Below are 19,079 nucleotides of genomic sequence, written 5' to 3'. Positions count from 1 at the left end.
CATAAATATAAAAATGAGAAGCACCTAGATCCATCACCTCAACACTGACTATTTATGACTTAGATATTCCGTTTTAAAAAATAGTAACCCAAAATAACTAATTACCAAAATCTATATTTATATTACCTATTAAAACCATTAACGCCACCTATCAATTAAAAATAGAGACATATGTCTCATTATTATGCAGTTAAATGCTATTTTGATAAAAATATCTAATCAAGTCGATTAATTAAATAAATAACTAAAGTAAACAATTAATAAAAACATAAGAATTATTTATTATTTATATTTTTTACGAATGTTTAATCAATTATTAACATGGCAATAAAACCGATTACCGCACTAAAAATGATGACTCTATACAAAAACGAAAAAAAACACGATTAAAGGGTAAAAAACAATAAAAAATTTACAACTGGCTGAAATGAACAAATTAGAACAATAAACCAAATGTTACCCATAACACTGGAATATTATAAAAACAGAACTTTTATTGCATTGATAAAATCGAACAAAAAGACCATATGATTCGGAAAAATCATATTTTGAAACATTTATTTATATTTAAAATAACAAAATGACACATAAATAATCGATTTATATAATTTCAACCATACAAGTAATGTCGATTTTTTATATCAAGACAGTTTCATTTATTGATATTTAATTTCGATAGTAATGTTTGAATAGTATTAATACGACTACTTAGGTGACTATAATGCAAATCAAAAGCAATTTAAATCAGCAAGTTATAAAAAAAATGACTATAGATAAGGGGATGGCTCATACCATTATCGACTTAACATCCAAAGGGATTATTATCGTTGAAACAGGAACCTTATTGCTGGAAACCCCTGCGAATATGCAAACCTTAAATGCAGGCGATATCCTATACCATAAGCAAGGATCTTACTCATTTCAGTCAGCTGATTTTGCAACAGATTGCCAGCTGCTCTGGATAGGCTTAGAGGATGACTTTTTACGTGAGTTTATTACGCTACACGGTTCACAATTGAGTGAAATCGAACGGTTTGAAGACACGTCATCCGATATCATCAAATTTACCTCATATCCTTTAATTGAAGATATCAAAAATAGCTTAAACGCAATCATTGATCATGATTACCCTGAAGTCATCGTAGCATTACGCGTCAGCGAATTATTGCTGCTATTATCCTACAGTGAACAAGGTACTATTTTACTTTCCAACTTTAAACAATTAAGCAACCGCCAAGCCCAGCGATTGCAGCTATTTATGGAAAATAACTATTTGAAAGAGTGGAAGTTAAGTGAATTCGCTCGTACCTTTGGGATGGGTTTAACAACATTTAAGGAGTTATTTAATACCGTTTACGCAACATCACCTCGTTCATGGATCAGTGAAAAACGGATCATGTATGCACACCAATTATTGGTAAATACAGCAATGAGTATTGTTGAGATTTCGATGGAAGCAGGCTTCTCTAGCCAATCTTATTTTACACAGAGCTATCGAAAGCGATTTGGTTATACCCCGAGTAAATCAAGAATAACCGCTTAATTACTCAATAAAACCGAGCATAGACACATGCCCTGTCAGTTATAGAAATTTTTGATTTAACTATAATCTGGCAGAAAGGCAGCCAACATTTCCCTTTCTTTTTTGTCCCCCTTTTCTATCATCAACTCTTCGTCATAAAAAAGGCAATTTGCCTTGATGACAAATCGCCCTTTCAAAATCTAAACTAATTATTCGCTTACTTGACTTTCATTATCTTCAAGTCAATGATAGACATGGAATTTGGCGGTATTTCACCTGGGATCCCTGCCACCCCATAACCACCTTCTGGCTTAATGTAGACTTTCACCATCCCACCTTCCCCTGCACGTTCAACAAACGAGTTTAATGGTGTTGGTAGCTCATTATAAGGCAGCGTTACTGGGTTTTTATCTGTATACATTACCGTTACGGTCCCATCCGTTAACTGCTCCCTCATAATAAAGGTGATATCTTTCTTTTTAACATCAGTAATCGGCGTCCCACGCTGGATAATTTTATAGTATGTATTGTTATCCAATTTACTGTATTTTTGTGCCGTAATATCTTGAATTAGCTTCTGATTTTTCTTGGCATTCTCTTCCGCGATCACTTTAGTATCTTTGCTTGGTGGCACACGCCCCGCTAACCCTGCGTTTGCCCCCGTTTTACCTTTCGCTTTTAACGCATTGTTTTCATCTTGCAACAGCGTTATGCGACGATTTAAATCCATAATTTGCGATTTAAGTGCTTCATCACTGGAAAGTGATTTTTGTGCATCTAACTCAGCTTGTAATTTTTTTAATTGATCTTTTGCGGAAGCTAATTCTGTTTCTGCTTTTGTTGCAGACCCCAGCTTTTGAGCATCTAATTTCAAGGCACTAATTTGTTTATTTGCATCAGCAAGTTGAGACTCAACCTCTGCTTGCTTTTTAGCTTTAGCCGCAATATCGTTTTCAAGTTTGCTAATCTGCGTTTCTTGCTCTTTGGTTTGTTTCACAAATTGTGAATTTTGTAATTCGAGTTTTTTCTTCTCACTTTCTTGTGCTGCAAGCGCATCTTGAATTGCTTTTTTATCTGAACCCAGTTTAGCCAAAACATCTTCTTTTTGCTTCAACAGCGCTAACTGTTTATTCAAATCTGCAGTTAATTCTTTTACTTGCTTATCACTGGCTTGGCCAATTAATGCCGTTTGTTTTTCAACGTCTTTTTGCAGTTTTTGCAAGTTATCATTCGCCTGAGCTAACTGCTTCTGAGCAGCCGTGTAATTTTGCTCATTTTGCGTTAATGTGGCTTGGAGTTGCTGCTGTTGTTTCTGGCTTTCGGTATATTGTTTGGAAAGCGTATTTTGAACCGCTTGATGCTCTTGTAATTGCTGCTTAGCAAGTGCAAGTTCAGATTCTAGCGTAATTTTTTGTGCAACTTTAGCGGATTGCTCAACAAGTGACGCTTGGATTTTATCGGCTTGCTGGGTTTTCTCTTTCAGTTGAGCGGAAAGTTGCTGATTTTTCTGCTCTAATTCTTTCGATGTTACTTGCTGTTTCGTCAATGCATCTTTCGCTAAGCGGCTATCTGTCTCCGCTTTCTTCAAGCCATCTTCTTTTTGTTTTAACAGTGAAATTTGTTTATTTAAATCAACAGTTAACGCTTTGATTTGCTGCTCTGTAGCTTGGTTCATTAATGCAGTTTTAGTTTCTACATTCGCTTTTAATGTTTTAAGCTCTGAATTTGCAGCATTTAATTGATCTTGCGCAGTGACATAATTCTGCTCATTTTTCTTAAGCAATGCTTGCAGTTCAGCTTGATTCTTTTCGCTATCAGCCACTTGTTTGGCTAACGCATTTTGTGCACTTTGGTGCTCAGCGAGTTGTTTCTGTGCTAATGCTAACTCACTTTCTAAGTTAGCTTTACCTTCCGCTTTAGTCGTTTGGGCAGACAGTAATGCTTGGATTTTATCGGCTTGCTGAGCTTTTTCACTCAATTGCGCAGCCAATTGTTGATTTTGCTCAGTTAGAGTTTTCTCTGTTGCTTGCTGCTTCGCTAATGCGTCACGCGTTGCCTGACTTTCTGCTTGGGCTTTTTTCAAATCAGCTTCTTTTTCTTGCAATAACGCAACTTGCTTATTAAGGTCAAGGGTTAATGCTTTGACTTGCTTATCATTCTCTTGCCCTATTAATGCAGTTTGCTTTTCAACCTCTTTTTGCAATTTTTGCAAGCCCGCATTGGCTTTATCCAACTGCCCTTGAGCAGTTGTGAAATTTTGTTCATTTTGACTGAGTTTGACTTGAAGATCCGCCTGTTGCTTTTCACTGGCCGCTAATTGCTTCGCCAATGTATTTTGCATTGATTCATGTTCAGTTAGCTGTTTTTTCGCTGCCGCTAATTCGCTTTCTAACGCCGCTTTATCCGCTGCTTTCGCCGTTTGAGCCACTAGCTCTACTTGGATTTTATCGGCTTGTTGCGATTTTTCCGTTAACTGCGCCGATAATTGCTGGTTTTTCTGTTCAAGCTCTTTGGCCGCAGCTTGCTGCTTCGCCAGCGCATCACGGGTTGATTGGCTGTCGGCTTCCGCTTTTTTCAGCCCATCTTCTTTTTGTTTTAGCAACGCAACCTGTTTATTTAAATCCGCGGTGATGGCTTTAACTTGCTCATCACTCGCTTGATTTAGCAATGCCGTTTGTTTTTCGACATCTTTGCGCAGTTGCTGTAAATCCGCATCCGCTTTTTGCAACTGAGTTTGTGCAGTAGCATAATTCTGTTCATTTTGACTGAGTTTGGCTTGAAGATCCGCCTGTTGCTTTTCACTGGCCGCTAATTGCTTCGCCAATGTATTTTGCATTGATTCATGTTCAGTTAGCTGTTTTTTCGCTGCCGCTAATTCGCTTTCTAACGCCGCTTTATCCGCTGCTTTCGCCGTTTGAGCCACTAGCTCTACTTGGATTTTATCGGCTTGTTGCGATTTTTCCGTTAACTGCGCCGATAATTGCTGGTTTTTCTGTTCAAGCTCTTTGGCCGCAGCTTGCTGCTTCGCCAGCGCATCACGGGTTGATTGGCTGTCGGCTTCCGCTTTTTTCAGCCCATCTTCTTTTTGTTTTAGCAACGCAACCTGTTTATTTAAATCCGCGGTGATGGCTTTAACTTGCTCATCACTCGCTTGATTTAGCAATGCCGTTTGTTTTTCGACATCTTTGCGCAGTTGCTGTAAATCCGCATCCGCTTTTTGCAACTGAGTTTGTGCAGTAGCATAATTCTGTTCATTTTGACTGAGTTTGGCTTGAAGATCCGCCTGTTGCTTTTCACTGGCCGCTAATTGCTTCGCCAATGTATTTTGCATTGATTCATGTTCAGTTAGCTGTTTTTTCGCTGCCGCTAATTCGCTTTCTAACGCCGCTTTATCCGCTGCTTTCGCCGTTTGAGCCACTAGCTCTACTTGGATTTTATCGGCTTGTTGCGATTTTTCCGTTAACTGCGCCGATAATTGCTGGTTTTTCTGTTCAAGCTCTTTGGCCGCAGCTTGCTGCTTCGCCAGCGCATCACGGGTTGATTGGCTGTCGGCTTCCGCTTTTTTCAGCCCATCTTCTTTTTGTTTTAGCAACGCAACCTGTTTATTTAAATCCGCGGTGATGGCTTTAACTTGCTCATCACTCGCTTGATTTAGCAATGCCGTTTGTTTTTCGACATCTTTGCGCAGTTGCTGTAAATCCGCATCCGCTTTTTGCAACTGAGTTTGTGCAGTAGCATAATTCTGTTCATTTTGACTGAGTTTGGCTTGAAGATCCGCCTGTTGCTTTTCACTGGCCGCTAATTGCTTCGCCAATGTATTTTGCATTGATTCATGTTCAGTTAGCTGTTTTTTCGCTGCCGCTAATTCGCTTTCTAACGCCGCTTTATCCGCTGCTTTCGCCGTTTGAGCCACTAGCTCTACTTGGATTTTATCGGCTTGTTGCGATTTTTCCGTTAACTGCGCCGATAATTGCTGGTTTTTCTGTTCAAGCTCTTTGGCCGCAGCTTGCTGCTTCGCCAGCGCATCACGGGTTGATTGGCTGTCGGCTTCCGCTTTTTTCAGCCCATCTTCTTTTTGTTTTAGCAACGCAACCTGTTTATTTAAATCCGCGGTGATGGCTTTAACTTGCTCATCACTCGCTTGATTTAGCAATGCCGTTTGTTTTTCGACATCTTTGCGCAGTTGCTGTAAATCCGCATCCGCTTTTTGCAACTGAGTTTGTGCAGTAGCATAATTCTGTTCATTTTGACTGAGTTTAGCTTGAAGATCCGCCTGTTGCTTTTCACTTAAAGCTAACTGAGCCACGAGCGTACTTTGCGCTGTTTGCGCCTCTTTTAACGCTTTTTCGAGTGCAACTTTTTGTTCTGCTTGCGCTGTTTTTTCTACTAACGAAGCTTGGATTTTTTCCGCCAACTGTTCTTTTTCTGCCAACTGAGCCAATAATTGCTGGTTTTGCTGCTCTAATTGTCTAGCGCCTGCTTGTTGAGCGCTCAAAGCTGACTGGACATCATCTTTTTCACTTTTTGCAGTATTGAGTTCAATTTCTTTTTGTTTGAGTAATTCTTTTTGCTGCAAGAGCTCATTCGTCACCAATTTCACTTGTTCATCTGTATTCCCTACAAGTTGCAATTGGTTTTTAGCATCTAGCTCTAATTTCGCAATATCTGCTGTTAGCTGTTCAATTTTTAAATTTGCAGCGACATACAGTTGCTCTTTCTCCGCAAGCTGCTGTTTAATTTTAGATTGTTCAATTGCACTTTCATTTAATTGTTTTTCAAGCTGTGCAATCGTTTCCTGGGTTTGCTGATTTGCTTGGCTAAGCTGCGTTAAATTATTTTGTTTTTGTTCAATCGTTTTTTCTGCTTCTGCCAGTTTACGGTTTAGCGTATCAATTAACGATTGATCATCTGAAGATGAATTTAATAGTGCTTGTAATTGCGCTATTTGATTTTTATTTTGCTTAACATCTTCATTGAGCTGATTAATTGCAAATTCTTTTTCTGTAATTATCTGAGTTAATTGCGCAATACTCTTATTATGATTAATTAGCTCCGCAACAAGCTGCTCATCGTTTAACAAATTGTTATAAGAAATAAGTTGGCCAACGCCTTGAGCAATCCCAAACTTATATAAATTGGTTAACTGTTGGCGTTCAATTAATTGTGCAAGCTGCTCAAGATAGGCTGAAGCATCTATTCCTGACGGTCTTGCGAATTTAGAGGAATATAACCCTAGAGGATCAAGAACTAGCTGATATTTGGCAAAGTCCCTTGCTAAATATTCAGGGTGCCATTGGTTACTTTGGAAAAAATAAGGATAAGATGAGAGTAAAATTGGTGCAGAAGCGTTACTTATTGTCACCGCACAGACATCAGAAAAAGTTGTTTTTTCTGGTTCTATTGGCATCGATTTAGCCGCATCGACTTGATTTGCCGATGCTGCGCCTGATTTTCTTTTACCTGTTGCCTTACCTTTGGTTCCTTTATTCGCCGCCGCGGACTTTTGTCTTTCCTTTGGCGCAGGCACCGTCGATAGTGAAGAGAAAATATCGTAACCTTGAACTTGTGTATTAACTGGCTGTTGTTGCTGTTTTTGCTCTTTTACTTTTCCTTCATTTTCCAATTGAAGGTAAGTATCAAAATCATCAATAACACTATTAAATTTGTCTGCTTTTGGAGCATGACTAAAAAATGTCGTAACAAGTGCCAGCGACACACAAAGTCTAAGGTTTATTCTCATAATCCACTAATTTTCTTCAATGTTGATTCGGTAGACAATACTGAGTTATAGCGAACTTTTGCACAAAGTACTTTCGTTTTAGACTCAATCGCCATTTGCAGTAATTCAATTGTGTCAGGGCTAGCGGTGCCTTCAACTTCTCTATAGAGACGGTTGATTTCGCTAACTTCTTTAAATGAACCTACTAAACGGTTGTAATCTTTTGGCGAAAGTGTTTTTAGTGCGTTTAATTCCTTAACACACGTATTTAGGTGAGCAAATGTTTGTTGGTCAGCGCCACCTTGTCCATAAGTTGTTGACGCTATTGGTGTGCGATTAATAGCGCTATTTAACACTTTTTGTGATTCAGGGTAAGAATCATCAGTTTGAGTTGCATTTACGGCTGGCTGTTCAGCAGCTGGAGCGGTATTTGCTGTTACTGTTTGTTTACTCGGGGTATTCGGCGTTGCTGTATTGTATGTGTCTGAGCCAAATGTACAGCCAGAAAGAAGAGCCGTACCTGCTATAAGCAAAGATGCAACATGAAATTTATTTTTTAAAAACATATGGTTACCTTACCAGTACTTTTCTTCGCTATTATAATGATGTCCAAGAAACCTAGTGTAAGCTAAAAACTAGTTATTTTCTATAAGCCCGAATGTAGAAATAGAGCCATCTCATAAATTTATGATTAAAATAATTTTAGTTTTAAATTTATTTTATCGCTACCCTAGCGTTCCTTTTATGAGCTTTTCTTATTAATGCAGCAACCCAGCCATAAATTAACACCTTTAAGGTGCTATTTAATTATATTATGTTATCCAAACATTATTTTACGAGTTTATGTAACCATAAACATAACAGTTCAATAACACAAAGCCCGGATTCTTTTTTATCTTCTGGCTGTAACACTTACTAACAAATAAAATAGTTTTTAGCACACAAAAAAAGTGTATTAACCACTCTCATAGCCTTAAGCTGCTCTAAAACATTTAAGTACAACCAACTTACCTCAAAATAAGTAACTTCACCTAAAGCTTAATTACAAAAAGACTGCATCCAATAAATTTCATGTATACTCAATGGGTTATGTTAAACAAAACCTAACAAACACCTTACATAGCACTTGTGTAATTATACCAACTCTTTGGCATAATTACTTATACTAAATTGATACCATTCGTAACTCAAATTTATTTTCAACAGTATTATATAGACCACTTTTTACTAATTAGCGAATGCCAAAGAAAAAATAAGTTGGTACATATTATTTTGATATTAGATTGAGGGGTTTGAAGACTCTCAAGATGTGTAGAATAAAATGGAAGGAATTTTTGAACATATTAAGAGTGAAATAATGTGCCCAGTATTATCTGGGCACAAAAATAACATGGGTTATTTTGTCGGACGTAATGCAGGGAATAAAATAACGTCACGAATAGTATGACTGTTAGTGAATAACATCACCATACGGTCGATACCAATACCAAGACCCGCTGTTGGCGGTAAACCATGCTCTAAAGCTGTCACATAGTCTTCGTCATAGAACATTGCTTCATCATCACCTTCGTCTTTTTGACGAACTTGTTCAGCAAAGCGTTCGGCTTGGTCTTCTGCATCATTTAATTCTGAGAAGCCATTACCAATTTCGCGACCACCAATAAAGAACTCAAAGCGGTCAGTGATAAATGGATTGTCATCATTACGGCGCGCTAAAGGTGAGACTTCAGCAGGGTATTCAGTGATAAATGTTGGTTGAATTAAGTGGCTTTCAGCGACTTCTTCGAAGATTTCACACTGAACACGGCCTAAGCCCCAGCTTTTCTCAATCTTAATACCTAATGATTTTGCAATATAAACAGCTTTATCCATATCGTCTAAGTCCGCCACGTTGGTTTCTGGGCGATATTTACAGATAGCCTGCTTCATGGTCAATTTAGTGAATGGCTGACCAAAATCAAACTGTTGCTCACCATACTGAACGACTGTATTACCTAACACTTTTTGTGTCAGTGTACGGAATAAATCTTCCGTTAATTCAATCAAGTCGCGGTAATCTGCATACGCCATATAGAGTTCCATCATGGTGAACTCAGGGTTATGGCGAGGTGATAAACCTTCATTACGGAAGTTACGGTTAATTTCGAAAACGCGTTCGAAGCCACCAACCACTAATCGTTTTAAGTACAATTCTGGTGCGATACGTAAATACATATCGATATCTAACGCATTATGGTGCGTAATAAATGGACGCGCTGATGCACCACCAGGAATGACCTGCATCATTGGAGTTTCAACTTCCATAAAATGACGACTAACCATGAAATTACGCACTTCTGCCATAATTTTAGAGCGCACTATGAACGTGTTACGTGATTCATCATTTGCAATTAAATCTAAATAACGCTGGCGATAGCGTGTTTCTTGGTCTGATAAACCGTGAAATTTGTCTGGCAATGGACGCAGAGCTTTAGTTAACAAACGAACCTCATGGCAATGAACCGTCAGTTCGCCCGTTTTCGTTTTGAATAAACGCCCTTTCGCACCTAAAATGTCACCTAAGTCCCATTTTTTGAACTGTTCGTTATAAACGCCTTCCGCTAAATCATCACGAGATACGTATATTTGAATACGTCCGCCGACATCTTGCAATGTTGCAAATGAGGCTTTCCCCATGATACGACGAGTCATCATACGACCCGCAATAGAGACTTCAATATTTAAGTCTTCCAGCTCTTCCGATGTTTTTTCACCATACTGAGCATGAATTTTGTCTGAAAGATCTTCACGACGAAAATCATTTGGGAATGGAATTCCTTTTTCACGCAACGCCGCGAGTTTTTCTTTACGGGTTTTCAGTTCGTTATTCAAATCGGGAGCTTGTTCTGCACCCTGTTGCTCTTGAGACATTTTTCCCTCACAGGCCAGCTTTTAAACTAGCTTCAATGAATTTATCCAAATCACCATCCAGTACGGCTTGCGTATTACGCGTTTCCACACCAGTACGTAAATCTTTTATTCTTGCATCATCAAGGACATAAGAACGAATCTGGCTTCCCCAACCAATATCTGATTTGTTCTCTTCCATCGCTTGCTTGTCTGCATTTTTCTTTTGCACTTCCAGTTCGTATAGCTTCGCTTTTAACTGGCGCATCGCTTGGTCTTTATTTTTATGCTGCGAACGGTCGTTCTGGCACTGTGTCACAATATTCGTTGGAATATGGGTGATACGTACCGCTGATTCCGTTTTGTTTACGTGCTGACCACCTGCACCTGAAGCGCGGTACACATCAATACGTAAATCCGCAGGGTTAATTTCGATATCAATATCGTCATCAACTTCTGGGTAAATAAAGGCTGAACTAAACGAAGTATGACGACGCCCGCCAGAGTCAAATGGACTCTTACGAACTAAACGGTGAACCCCTGTTTCCGTTCTTAACCAGCCATAAGCATAGTCACCGATAATTTTCACTGTCGCTGATTTTAGACCCGCGACATCACCATCAGATTCTTCAATAATCTCGGTTTTAAAGCCCTTTGACTCCGCCCAACGCAAGTACATACGTAACAACATACTCGCCCAATCTTGAGCTTCAGTACCACCAGAACCCGCTTGTAAGTCAATATAGCAATCAGCGCTGTCATATTCACCTGAAAACATACGGCGAAATTCCAGTTGCTCTAATTTGCCTTGCAGTTGTTCAAGCTCAGCACCCGCTTCATTGAAAGTGTCTTCATCGTCAGCTTCAACCGCCAACTCTAATAAACCTTCAACATCTTCAATACCTTGCGAGAGCTGATCGATTGTTTCAACTATCGCTTCAAGTGATGAGCGTTCTTTACCAAGTGCTTGCGCTCTTTCTGGTTCATTCCAGACATCAGGTTGCTCAAGCTCTGCATTGACTTCTTCTAAGCGTTCTTTCTTGGCATCATAGTCAAAGATACCCCCTCAGAACCGATGTCCGATCAGACAGGTCCTGAATCTTACTTTTTACTGGGTTTATTTCAAACGTCATTTTCAATATCTTATGGTTGGTCAAAATAATTTTTATTTACAAACCGTTTAGTATAACGGAATTTATCTCAGGTTTATAGCACCCTAAAACGCTATTTCATCCCATACTTATCGATAATATTTGTGTTTAATCAGGCCAAATATGTTCAACCATCAATTGTACACTTCGTTGCCCACGATATTCATTTACATCGAGTTTAAACGCTATTTTAGCTTTCTTAATGCTGTTATCTGGCCATCTGCGCACATCAATATTAAACATAATCGCATCGAGCATCGGACCACCAGTCACTGGCTCCAACATCAATTTAAGATGGCGTTCTCCCACTAAACGTTGCTGTAAGAGCTGAAAGTGCCCATCAAATACGGGTTCAGGGAAGGCTTGCCCCCATGGGCCACCTTCACGAATTAGTTCTGCGGTTTCTAAGCAAAATTCATTACGTGAAAGCTCTCCATCACTCCAAACAACACCCGCCAGTTGCTCAGGCTTAATGAGTTCGCCCATTAAAAGCTCAAAATGGTGCTTAAAATCTGCAAATTTATTTTCGTCTAAGGTCAACCCCGCCGCCATTGCATGGCCACCAAATTTTTGCATCAAACCGGGTTGTAGGGTGTTTAAACGTTCAAGTGCATCACGCATGTGTACCCCTTGGACTGAGCGTCCAGAACCTTTCAGCACACCATCTCCTGCAGGTGCAAAGGCGATAACAGGACGATGAAATTGCTCTTTGATCCGCGATGCTAAAATCCCAACAACTCCTTGGTGCCATTCTGGATGATAAATTGCGAGGCCATTTGGCAATTGATTATCGTTGTACTCAAGCTTGTTAAAGAGAACCGACGCCTCTTGCTGCATCCCCTGCTCAATATCACGGCGAGTTTGATTTAACCCGTCTAACTCGTTAGCAAGCTCCCTCGCATAAGCCATATCATCAGTAAGTAATAATTCAATACTCACTGACATATCATCCAACCGCCCCGCTGCATTTAACCGTGGGCCAAGCGCGAAACCAAAATCATTGGCAACAAGCCTTGGTAAATCACGCTTTGACACCTCGACGAGAGCCTTAATGCCTGCACAGCAACGCCCTGCTCTAACGCGGTTTAAGCCTTGATGAACCAAAATTCGATTATTGCTATCAAGCGGCACGACATCCGCCACCGTTCCTAATGCAACTAAATCAAGGTATTCCGCTAAATTAGGTTCATTTAACCCTTGTTGGGTAAACCACGCGTTTTGGCGTAAATGCGCGCGCAGTGCTGACATTAAATAAAATGTCACCCCGACACCCGCTAATGATTTTGAGCCAAAATGGCACTCATTGAGATTTGGGTTAATGATTGCAGCAGCTTCAGGTAATGTCTCACCTGGCAAATGGTGGTCGGTAATAATGACATTAATGCCATACTGCTTCGCAACGGCCACGCCCTCATGAGATGAAATGCCATTATCCACCGTGATAATTAAATTTGCCCCTCGTTTATGAGCCTCTTCAACCACCAGCGGCGTCAACCCATAACCATTTTCAAAACGATTGGGGACGATATAATTTAAATTAACATAACCCATCGCTTTTAACGCTCGAATTGCCAGTGCAGTGCTTGTTGCGCCATCCGCATCAAAATCCCCGACAATAGTAATGGATTCGTGCTCCGTTAGTGCGCGGTAAAGCAAGACAAGTGCATTTTCAATACCTGATAGGGTACGGTAATCCAGCAAGTTTGTGGCTTTGCGCTCTAGCTGAGCCATATCCGTAATACCACGATGCAGGTAAATTCGCTGCAATAATTCAGGGATCCCTGGAAGTTTTGCTGACTCGCCTTCAACTTGCCGTTGTCGTAAAAAAGTTTCTACATTCACAATAATTAACTATTTTTCGTCGAGTAATTGAATAAGGGCATCAGGTTTTAGGAAACCAGGTAGCATTTGACCATTAGGTAAAATAATTGCAGGAGTGCCTGTCACTTTGAATAAATTACCTACATTCATGTGCTTGCTTAAATCAATTTTACAGTTATCAATCATAGCGACTTCTTCACCTTTAAACGCTTGTGTTAACGCATTTTGTGGTAAGCCATTACACCATATAGACGCCATTTTTTTACCTACATCACTTTGGGCACCTTGACGAGGATAAGCTAGGTAACGCACCGTCACACCTTTACTATTAAGTTCGCCGACAGTTTCATGGAGCTTTTTACAATACCCGCAACTAATATCGGTGAAGACAGTAACCACGTATTTTTCTTGTGGTGCTTTGAAATAAATCATTTCATCTTTAAGCGCTTCAACCTTTTTCATTAGCGGCTGGTTACTAATATTCACGGGGCTTTTTCCACTCATATCGTAAATTGGCCCTTGAAGTAAATACTTACCATCGTCCGTGATGTAGACAACGCCCGTTGTCGTTTCGACCACATTCAACCCAACGATAGGTGAGGGTTTAATTGACTCCACAGTCATATCGTATTTTGCCAATGTATCGCGAATGACTTTCTCTTCCGTTGCACTGTATGCGTTTGCGGTAATCGCAGCAAAACAAGCCACCGCCAGTAATAGCAATTTGCGTTTCATTAATAATCCTTTAATTGTCATCCTCTTGGATGATGTTGTTCATGTAGCGCGCGTAACCGTTCCGTCGCAACATGAGTATAAATTTGCGTTGTTGATAAATCGCTGTGGCCTAGCAGCATCTGTACGACACGTAAATCTGCCCCATGGTTCAATAAATGCGTAGCAAAGGCATGTCTAAGGACATGCGGAGAGAGCATTTCAGCATCAATTTGTGCCAGCACCGCGTAGTATTTTATTCGATGCCAAAATGTTTGCCGGGTCATTTTTGTTCCACGTTTACTTGGAAATAAAATATCACTGGTTTTGCCATTTAATAAATCTGGGCGACCTTCGTCAATGTATTTTTCCAGCCAGTATATTGCCTCTTCCCCTAAGGGAATCAATCTTTCTTTATCGCCTTTCCCGACAACCCGAATAACACCTTGGCGCAAACTGATGTCAGAAAACGTTAATCCGATCAGTTCGGAAACACGTAAACCACAAGCGTATAAAACCTCTAACATGGCTTTATCCCTCAATTCGAGGGAGTCTTCCGTTGCAGGCGCATTTAATAAATCGTTGACTTGCTGTTCGCTGAGGTCTTTTGGTAATCGCTGCGGTATTTTAGGGGCTGCGATGACGGCTGAAGGGTCATCCGCCCGCCGTTTCTCTCGATATAAGTATTGGAACAAACGGCGCATCGCACTCAATAAACGTGCTGAACTTGCCGCTTTATAACCGCTATCTATACGTTCAGCGAGAAAAGATTGTAAATCAATTGATTGAACACTTTCTAAATGCAAATGATGCGCATCAAGCCACTTATCTAGCGACTGAAGGTCATTACGATATGAGGCTAGCGTATTTTCCGCTAAATCTTGCTCAAGCCAAATCGTATCAAGAAATTGCTCAATTAATGGATTAAGGTGTTTTGTTTCCACAGCTAATTCGTTTCCTTTGAATAATACCACACGATTCTATTATGCCTGAAAGGGGGTCCATCTGTTACAATACCCCTCTTGTCATCAAAACCATAGCTGGACATAGTAATAATATATATGAAAATAGGTCTTTTTTACGGTTCTAGCACCTGTTATACCGAAATGGTTGCTGAAAAAATACGTGATATTCTCGGTGATGATTTTGTCACACTGCATAATGTTAACGATACCCCACCCAGTGAAATGGAACAGTATGATATTCTGATTTTGGGAATACCTACGTGGGATTTCGGTGAAATACAGGAAGACTGGCTAGAAATTTGGGATGCGCTTCCCAACCTTAACTTAACTGGCAAAATTGTTGCTATGTATGGGCTAGGCGATCAAATAGATTATAGTGAATGGTTCCTTGATGCACTTGGGCTGCTTTACCATCAACTTAAACCCACTGGCGTACAGTTTATCGGTTTCTGGCCAACTGAAGGTTACACTTTTGATAGTCCAAAACCCTTAAATGAAGCAGGAGACATGTTCGTCGGGCTTGCACTCGATGAGGTCCATCAGTTTGAACAAACTGATGAGCGTATTGCCCAGTGGTGCATACAAATTTTGCAAGAAATCGAATCATCTCTTTAAGACACTATTCTGGCGGTAAACATTGTTCCTCATTGGCGCTTTGTAGCGCTAATGCTAGATATCAGGATATTGGAGCAAGAGTTGATTGAGATTCCGCCAGTTTTCTTCTGAAACTGAATCCCTCGCAACCCACAAATGAATTTTTTGCGCCTTTCCCTGCAAGGCTTCTAGTGTCAGTAATACCCCATAACGACTCAGCCATGGCGCTTTCACGATATTCCATTCGTTTTTCTTCCATTGAACCTTATTACCATTAACCAGCACAGCAACACCTTTTATTTTGCTGATATTTTTTTGGCTTTTAGCCCAACTTGCCACCACCACAACGAGTAGAGGTAGCCAAAACACGGAGTTACCTTGTGACCATGGTGCAAGCAGCAAAAATATGCCGACTGCGCCATGAACACAGGTAGAAAAAAATTGTGTCTTCCATGAAATGGCGAGATTAGATTTCCACAGGACCACGATTTTTATTTTTTTCCTGAATGAGTTTAACCATACGGAACAGCTCGTCATCCTCTGGACGACCATGATTCATTAACCAATTGAATAAGTCTGGATCCGCGCACTCTAATAAACGAACAAAAATTTGTTTGTCTTGTACCGTTAAGCCATCGTACTCATACTCAAAAAAAGGCATGATTGAAATATCTAGCTCACGCATTCCACGACGACAAGCCCAATGAATTCGTGCTTTATTCTCAATATCCATTCCACTACGACCTTTTGTTGCAGTTAACTGATAAGATTGATTATTTTCAATACTCTAACAGATTATCTGCGAAGAAAACATGTCATAGACTACATTGTTGTAATTTTAGTAGTAAAATGCCGTTTTTCTACAAACAGATGATAAAAAAATCCGAGATAATGCAAGCAGTATCATAATAACTACTTGCAATGTTATCTAGCTATTTTACCATTAAGCACCTTTATCTATCAAAGAACAACAGGTGAAATCATGACTACCCACATTGATAGTACACAGCAATTTCCCCTTGAATCTCAGTCTTTGCCACTCGTTTTGATTTCACTGGAAAACTGGGAACTCATTCATCTTACTGGCCTCGACGCAGAAAAATACCTGCAAGGGCAGGTGACAGCAGATATCGCGACGCTGGCACAAGCACATACATTAACGGCACACTGTGACCCCAAAGGCAAAATGTGGAGCGACTTGCGCTTATTCCATCACTTAGATGGCTATTCTTATTTGCTTAGGCGCAGCGTTGCGGATCCACAATTAGCTGAGCTTAAAAAATACGCAGTTTTTTCTAAAATTAAGTTTGAGAAAAAACCTGAGCTGAAATTGCTGGGTGTCGCAGGAAAAGGGGCAAGAGAAGCACTTGCAACGTTGTTTACCACGTTACCTGATGAGCAAAACCAAGTTGTCTCTGAGGGGGATTCTGCGTTGTTACACTTTTCACTCCCTGCAGAACGCTTCTTAGTGATAGCCACGGAAGAAATAGCACAAAAAATGTCTGACACATTAGGTGCTGTTCAAGTCGGTGATGACCAATGGCTTGCGCTAGAGCTTGAAGCGGGTTTTGCTGTTATTGACCAAGAAAATAGTGCGCAGCACTTACCGCAAGCTACAAATCTGCAAGCGCTTCCTCACGGGATCAGCTTTAAAAAAGGCTGTTATACCGGCCAAGAAATGGTGGCTCGAGCAAAATTCCGTGGTGCCAATAAACGTGCGATGTATTTATTAAAAGGTACTGCCACAACACTTCCCACCATTGGCGAAGGCGTGGAATGGCAACTGGGTGATAAATGGCGCCGCACAGGTACCGTGCTTGCCGCTGTTCGCCTAGGTAATGGCGAAATCTATGTGCAAATCATTATGAATAACGATATGGAAGCCGACAGTGTTTTCCGCGTTATGGCCGATGAACAAAGCCATTTAACCATTGCAGCTTTACCTTATTCATTAGAAGAAGAACATTAATTGGGGTTTTTATGTCATCAGCATTAAGTAACAAGCCCGCTGAGGTGGTTAATTTTGGGGCTTTTACTGAAGTCGTCCAATTTTTAATGGAGCTGGATAAACTAAAAAGTGTTTATCGTAAAAATAAGTTGCTCAACCGTGAACGCCACGAAAATACGGCGGAACACAGCTGGCAATTTGCCGTTGCAGCAATGAGTTTTGCACCTTATGTTCAAGGCGTGAATATCGAACATGCGATTAAACTGGCTCTCGTTCACGATATTGTTGAAATTGATGCGGGTGATGTACTGGTTTTCGATAATGCCGCGCGTGATGCTATTCATGCAGAAGAAGTGAAAGCCGCAAACCGTATTTTTAACCTCCTGCCAAGCCCACAAAACGCAACACTGTTGGCGCTGTGGAATGAATATGATGCATTAGAAACCCCTGAGTCGCTCTATGCAAATGCGATTGATAGAGCAATGCCAATGCTGATGAATTTACATAATCAAGGGCAAAGCTGGGTCGAAAACCATATCCGCCTTGAGCAGGTGCTCAGCAAGTGTGATTACATTGAGCAAATTCTTCCTGAGTTTTACCAACAACTTAAGCACCAGTTAGAGCTTGCCCAACAAAAAGGCTGGCTGCTTTAACTCATTGGCTAAAGCGGCTTTCCTGTCGCTTTAGCCTAATCCAGAAAGCATCTCTTCACTTACCTCCCCTTAAATAAAACTAACCTAGTTAACAGCCATTTATTAAATCAAATTAAACTATACTTAGATAAATAATTACCTAGTAATTTATCTTTTATGTAGTTTTGATTCGCTGTCAATGAGGTTAGATATGTCAAAAGACAATAAAAATGCGTACCCTTATTTGTTATTGCTTGATATTCATTCCCCTTCTATTGTTCAGTTCAATAAATTAACTCATCACCTAATGCCACTCATTGAAGGTCTCGGCGGTACACCTGACGGTATCGCCGTTGATCCTGATAATCGCTTAATCTATTGGAGCAATATGGGGGATAGTTTTGATGAAAATGATGGCTCAATCAATGTTATGCACTTTGATGGCAGCAATAGAAAAATGCTATTAGGCAAAGGGGCAATAAGAACCCCCAAACAATTACAACTCGATCGGCTCAATCAACGATTGTATTGGTGCGATCGTGAAGGTGGTATGGTTTCCTCCTGTAGCATTGATGGTTCCAATCTAATGACCCACATTGCAAGGCCGCGAGATAAAAATGATCAAGTTGATATACTTGAACAATGTGTAGGCATTGCCATTGATCTAAAAAATAATTGGATTTACTGGTCGCAAAAAGGAATGCCTAAGGGAAATTTAGGCCGTATTTTTAGAGCACCATTAAGACCAAAAAATCCGCAATCCCCAGAAAACCGAAGTGACATTCAGTTACTCTTGGCTAATTTACCTGAGCCTATCGATTTATTACTCGATGAAGAAGCGAATATTTTATATTGGACGGATAGAGGTGCTGAACCTGATGGTAATAGCCTAAACTGTGCCAACGTGACCCTTCATGGGCTCACGGATCACCGCGTGATCAGCCGAGGATTCAAGGAAACAATAGGTCTAACTTACGATAAATCGGCACAACTGATGTATGTCGCCGATCTCCTTGGCGGCGTATATCAAGCGAATATAACAACGGGTGAGGTTAAAAAGCTTTACCAAGGTAACGGCTATACAGGTATTGACCAATATTCTGGTTAAACGATAGAAAAGTAAAAAGGCT

General features: G+C 40.3%; 14 protein-coding genes. 5 read left to right on the top strand and 9 right to left on the bottom strand.

The genetic code is table 11. The features are described 5' to 3' along the window. The first annotated feature begins 721 nt into the window (after nt 1-721). On the top strand, nt 722-1,543 hold the full coding sequence (locus tag ABWP91_RS09235) for a helix-turn-helix transcriptional regulator (RefSeq protein ID WP_353243020.1): 822 nt from the start codon (nt 722-724) through the stop codon (nt 1,541-1,543). Nucleotides 1,544-1,739: 196 nt separating this feature from the next. Here the strand turns inward: ABWP91_RS09235 and ABWP91_RS09230 are convergent, their stop codons facing one another. The 7 genes from ABWP91_RS09230 to xerD all read right to left on the bottom strand — a co-directional run bounded on the left by ABWP91_RS09230 (nt 1,740) and on the right by xerD (nt 14,754). Beyond that, entirely contained in the window at nt 1,740-7,262 is a 5,523-nt protein-coding gene (locus ABWP91_RS09230; RefSeq protein ID WP_353243019.1) for a hypothetical protein, read from the bottom strand. Further along, nucleotides 7,259-7,807 carry a YuaE family lipoprotein gene (locus tag ABWP91_RS09225; protein ID WP_353243018.1) on the bottom strand — a complete coding sequence of 183 codons (549 nt, stop codon included), beginning with the start codon at nt 7,805-7,807 and terminating at the stop codon, nt 7,259-7,261. The genes ABWP91_RS09230 and ABWP91_RS09225 overlap by 4 nt, the downstream gene beginning before the upstream one ends. An 829-nt stretch (nt 7,808-8,636) precedes the next feature. Continuing rightward, nucleotides 8,637-10,151: a lysine--tRNA ligase gene (lysS, locus tag ABWP91_RS09220; RefSeq protein ID WP_353243017.1), complete on the bottom strand. Its 1,515-nt coding sequence runs from the start codon at nt 10,149-10,151 to the stop codon at nt 8,637-8,639. Nucleotides 10,152-10,158: 7 nt separating this feature from the next. Then, a protein-coding gene (gene prfB, locus ABWP91_RS09215) for a peptide chain release factor 2 (RefSeq protein WP_353243016.1) occupies nt 10,159-11,260 on the bottom strand; the annotation gives its coding sequence in 2 pieces (ribosomal slippage) (nt 10,159-11,181 and nt 11,183-11,260; 1,101 coding nt in all). Between the two features lie 126 nt (nt 11,261-11,386). Continuing rightward, nucleotides 11,387-13,120: a single-stranded-DNA-specific exonuclease RecJ gene (gene recJ / locus ABWP91_RS09210; protein ID WP_353243015.1), complete on the bottom strand. Its 1,734-nt coding sequence runs from the start codon at nt 13,118-13,120 to the stop codon at nt 11,387-11,389. A gap of 9 nt (nt 13,121-13,129) precedes the next feature. Next, nucleotides 13,130-13,834, bottom strand: a complete 705-nt coding sequence (dsbC, locus tag ABWP91_RS09205) for a bifunctional protein-disulfide isomerase/oxidoreductase DsbC (protein WP_353243014.1) — start codon at nt 13,832-13,834, stop codon at nt 13,130-13,132. Nucleotides 13,835-13,851: 17 nt separating this feature from the next. Then, complete coding sequence (xerD, locus tag ABWP91_RS09200; RefSeq protein ID WP_353243013.1) at nt 13,852-14,754, bottom strand: site-specific tyrosine recombinase XerD; 903 nt, start codon at nt 14,752-14,754, stop codon at nt 13,852-13,854. Between the two features lie 117 nt (nt 14,755-14,871). On the opposite strand from xerD, the gene fldB reads away from it, so the two are divergent. Continuing rightward, a complete protein-coding gene (gene fldB, locus ABWP91_RS09195; RefSeq protein WP_353243012.1) occupies nt 14,872-15,390 on the top strand; it encodes a flavodoxin FldB in 519 nt (172 codons plus the stop codon). Nucleotides 15,391-15,444: 54 nt separating this feature from the next. Here fldB and ABWP91_RS09190 read toward each other — a convergent pair whose 3' ends face one another. Together ABWP91_RS09190 and sdhE are read right to left on the bottom strand one after the other, a co-directional pair. Continuing rightward, nucleotides 15,445-15,855: a protein YgfX gene (locus ABWP91_RS09190; RefSeq protein ID WP_353243011.1), complete on the bottom strand. Its 411-nt coding sequence runs from the start codon at nt 15,853-15,855 to the stop codon at nt 15,445-15,447. Continuing rightward, nucleotides 15,836-16,102 carry an FAD assembly factor SdhE gene (sdhE, locus tag ABWP91_RS09185; RefSeq protein ID WP_353243010.1) on the bottom strand — a complete coding sequence of 89 codons (267 nt, stop codon included), beginning with the start codon at nt 16,100-16,102 and terminating at the stop codon, nt 15,836-15,838. Before sdhE ends, ABWP91_RS09190 begins: the two co-directional genes overlap by 20 nt. A gap of 249 nt (nt 16,103-16,351) precedes the next feature. Between sdhE and ygfZ the strand changes: the two genes are divergently transcribed. The 3 genes from ygfZ (at nt 16,352) to ABWP91_RS09170 (ending at nt 19,057) form a co-directional block, all read left to right on the top strand. Beyond that, entirely contained in the window at nt 16,352-17,338 is a 987-nt protein-coding gene (gene ygfZ, locus ABWP91_RS09180; RefSeq protein WP_353243009.1) for a tRNA-modifying protein YgfZ, read from the top strand. A gap of 11 nt (nt 17,339-17,349) precedes the next feature. Next, entirely contained in the window at nt 17,350-17,970 is a 621-nt protein-coding gene (locus ABWP91_RS09175) for an HD domain-containing protein (RefSeq protein ID WP_353243008.1), read from the top strand. A 190-nt stretch (nt 17,971-18,160) separates the two neighbouring features. Next, nucleotides 18,161-19,057 carry a YncE family protein gene (locus tag ABWP91_RS09170; protein ID WP_353243007.1) on the top strand — a complete coding sequence of 299 codons (897 nt, stop codon included), beginning with the start codon at nt 18,161-18,163 and terminating at the stop codon, nt 19,055-19,057. Nucleotides 19,058-19,079 lie beyond the last annotated feature (22 nt).

The sequence above is a fragment of the Providencia sp. genome, assembly GCF_040396775.1.
GTDB lineage: Bacteria > Pseudomonadota > Gammaproteobacteria > Enterobacterales > Enterobacteriaceae > Providencia.
Note: the sequence above shows the minus strand (reverse complement) of the source record. Positions and strands in the feature narration are given on the sequence as shown.

What these genes read in the sequence shown, in the direction of transcription:
- ygfZ (WP_353243009.1), top strand. Translation starts at nt 16,352, where the DNA reads ATGACTACCCACATTGATAGTACACAGCAATTTCCCCTTGAATCTCAG.
- ABWP91_RS09225 (WP_353243018.1), bottom strand. Translation starts at nt 7,807, where the DNA reads ATGTTTTTAAAAAATAAATTTCATGTTGCATCTTTGCTTATAGCAGGT.
- lysS (WP_353243017.1), bottom strand. Translation starts at nt 10,151, where the DNA reads ATGTCTCAAGAGCAACAGGGTGCAGAACAAGCTCCCGATTTGAATAAC.
- ABWP91_RS09235 (WP_353243020.1), top strand. Translation starts at nt 722, where the DNA reads ATGCAAATCAAAAGCAATTTAAATCAGCAAGTTATAAAAAAAATGACT.
- ABWP91_RS09230 (WP_353243019.1), bottom strand. Translation starts at nt 7,262, where the DNA reads ATGAGAATAAACCTTAGACTTTGTGTGTCGCTGGCACTTGTTACGACA.
- sdhE (WP_353243010.1), bottom strand. Translation starts at nt 16,102, where the DNA reads ATGGATATTGAGAATAAAGCACGAATTCATTGGGCTTGTCGTCGTGGA.
- ABWP91_RS09170 (WP_353243007.1), top strand. Translation starts at nt 18,161, where the DNA reads ATGTCAAAAGACAATAAAAATGCGTACCCTTATTTGTTATTGCTTGAT.
- ABWP91_RS09175 (WP_353243008.1), top strand. Translation starts at nt 17,350, where the DNA reads ATGTCATCAGCATTAAGTAACAAGCCCGCTGAGGTGGTTAATTTTGGG.
- dsbC (WP_353243014.1), bottom strand. Translation starts at nt 13,834, where the DNA reads ATGAAACGCAAATTGCTATTACTGGCGGTGGCTTGTTTTGCTGCGATT.
- fldB (WP_353243012.1), top strand. Translation starts at nt 14,872, where the DNA reads ATGAAAATAGGTCTTTTTTACGGTTCTAGCACCTGTTATACCGAAATG.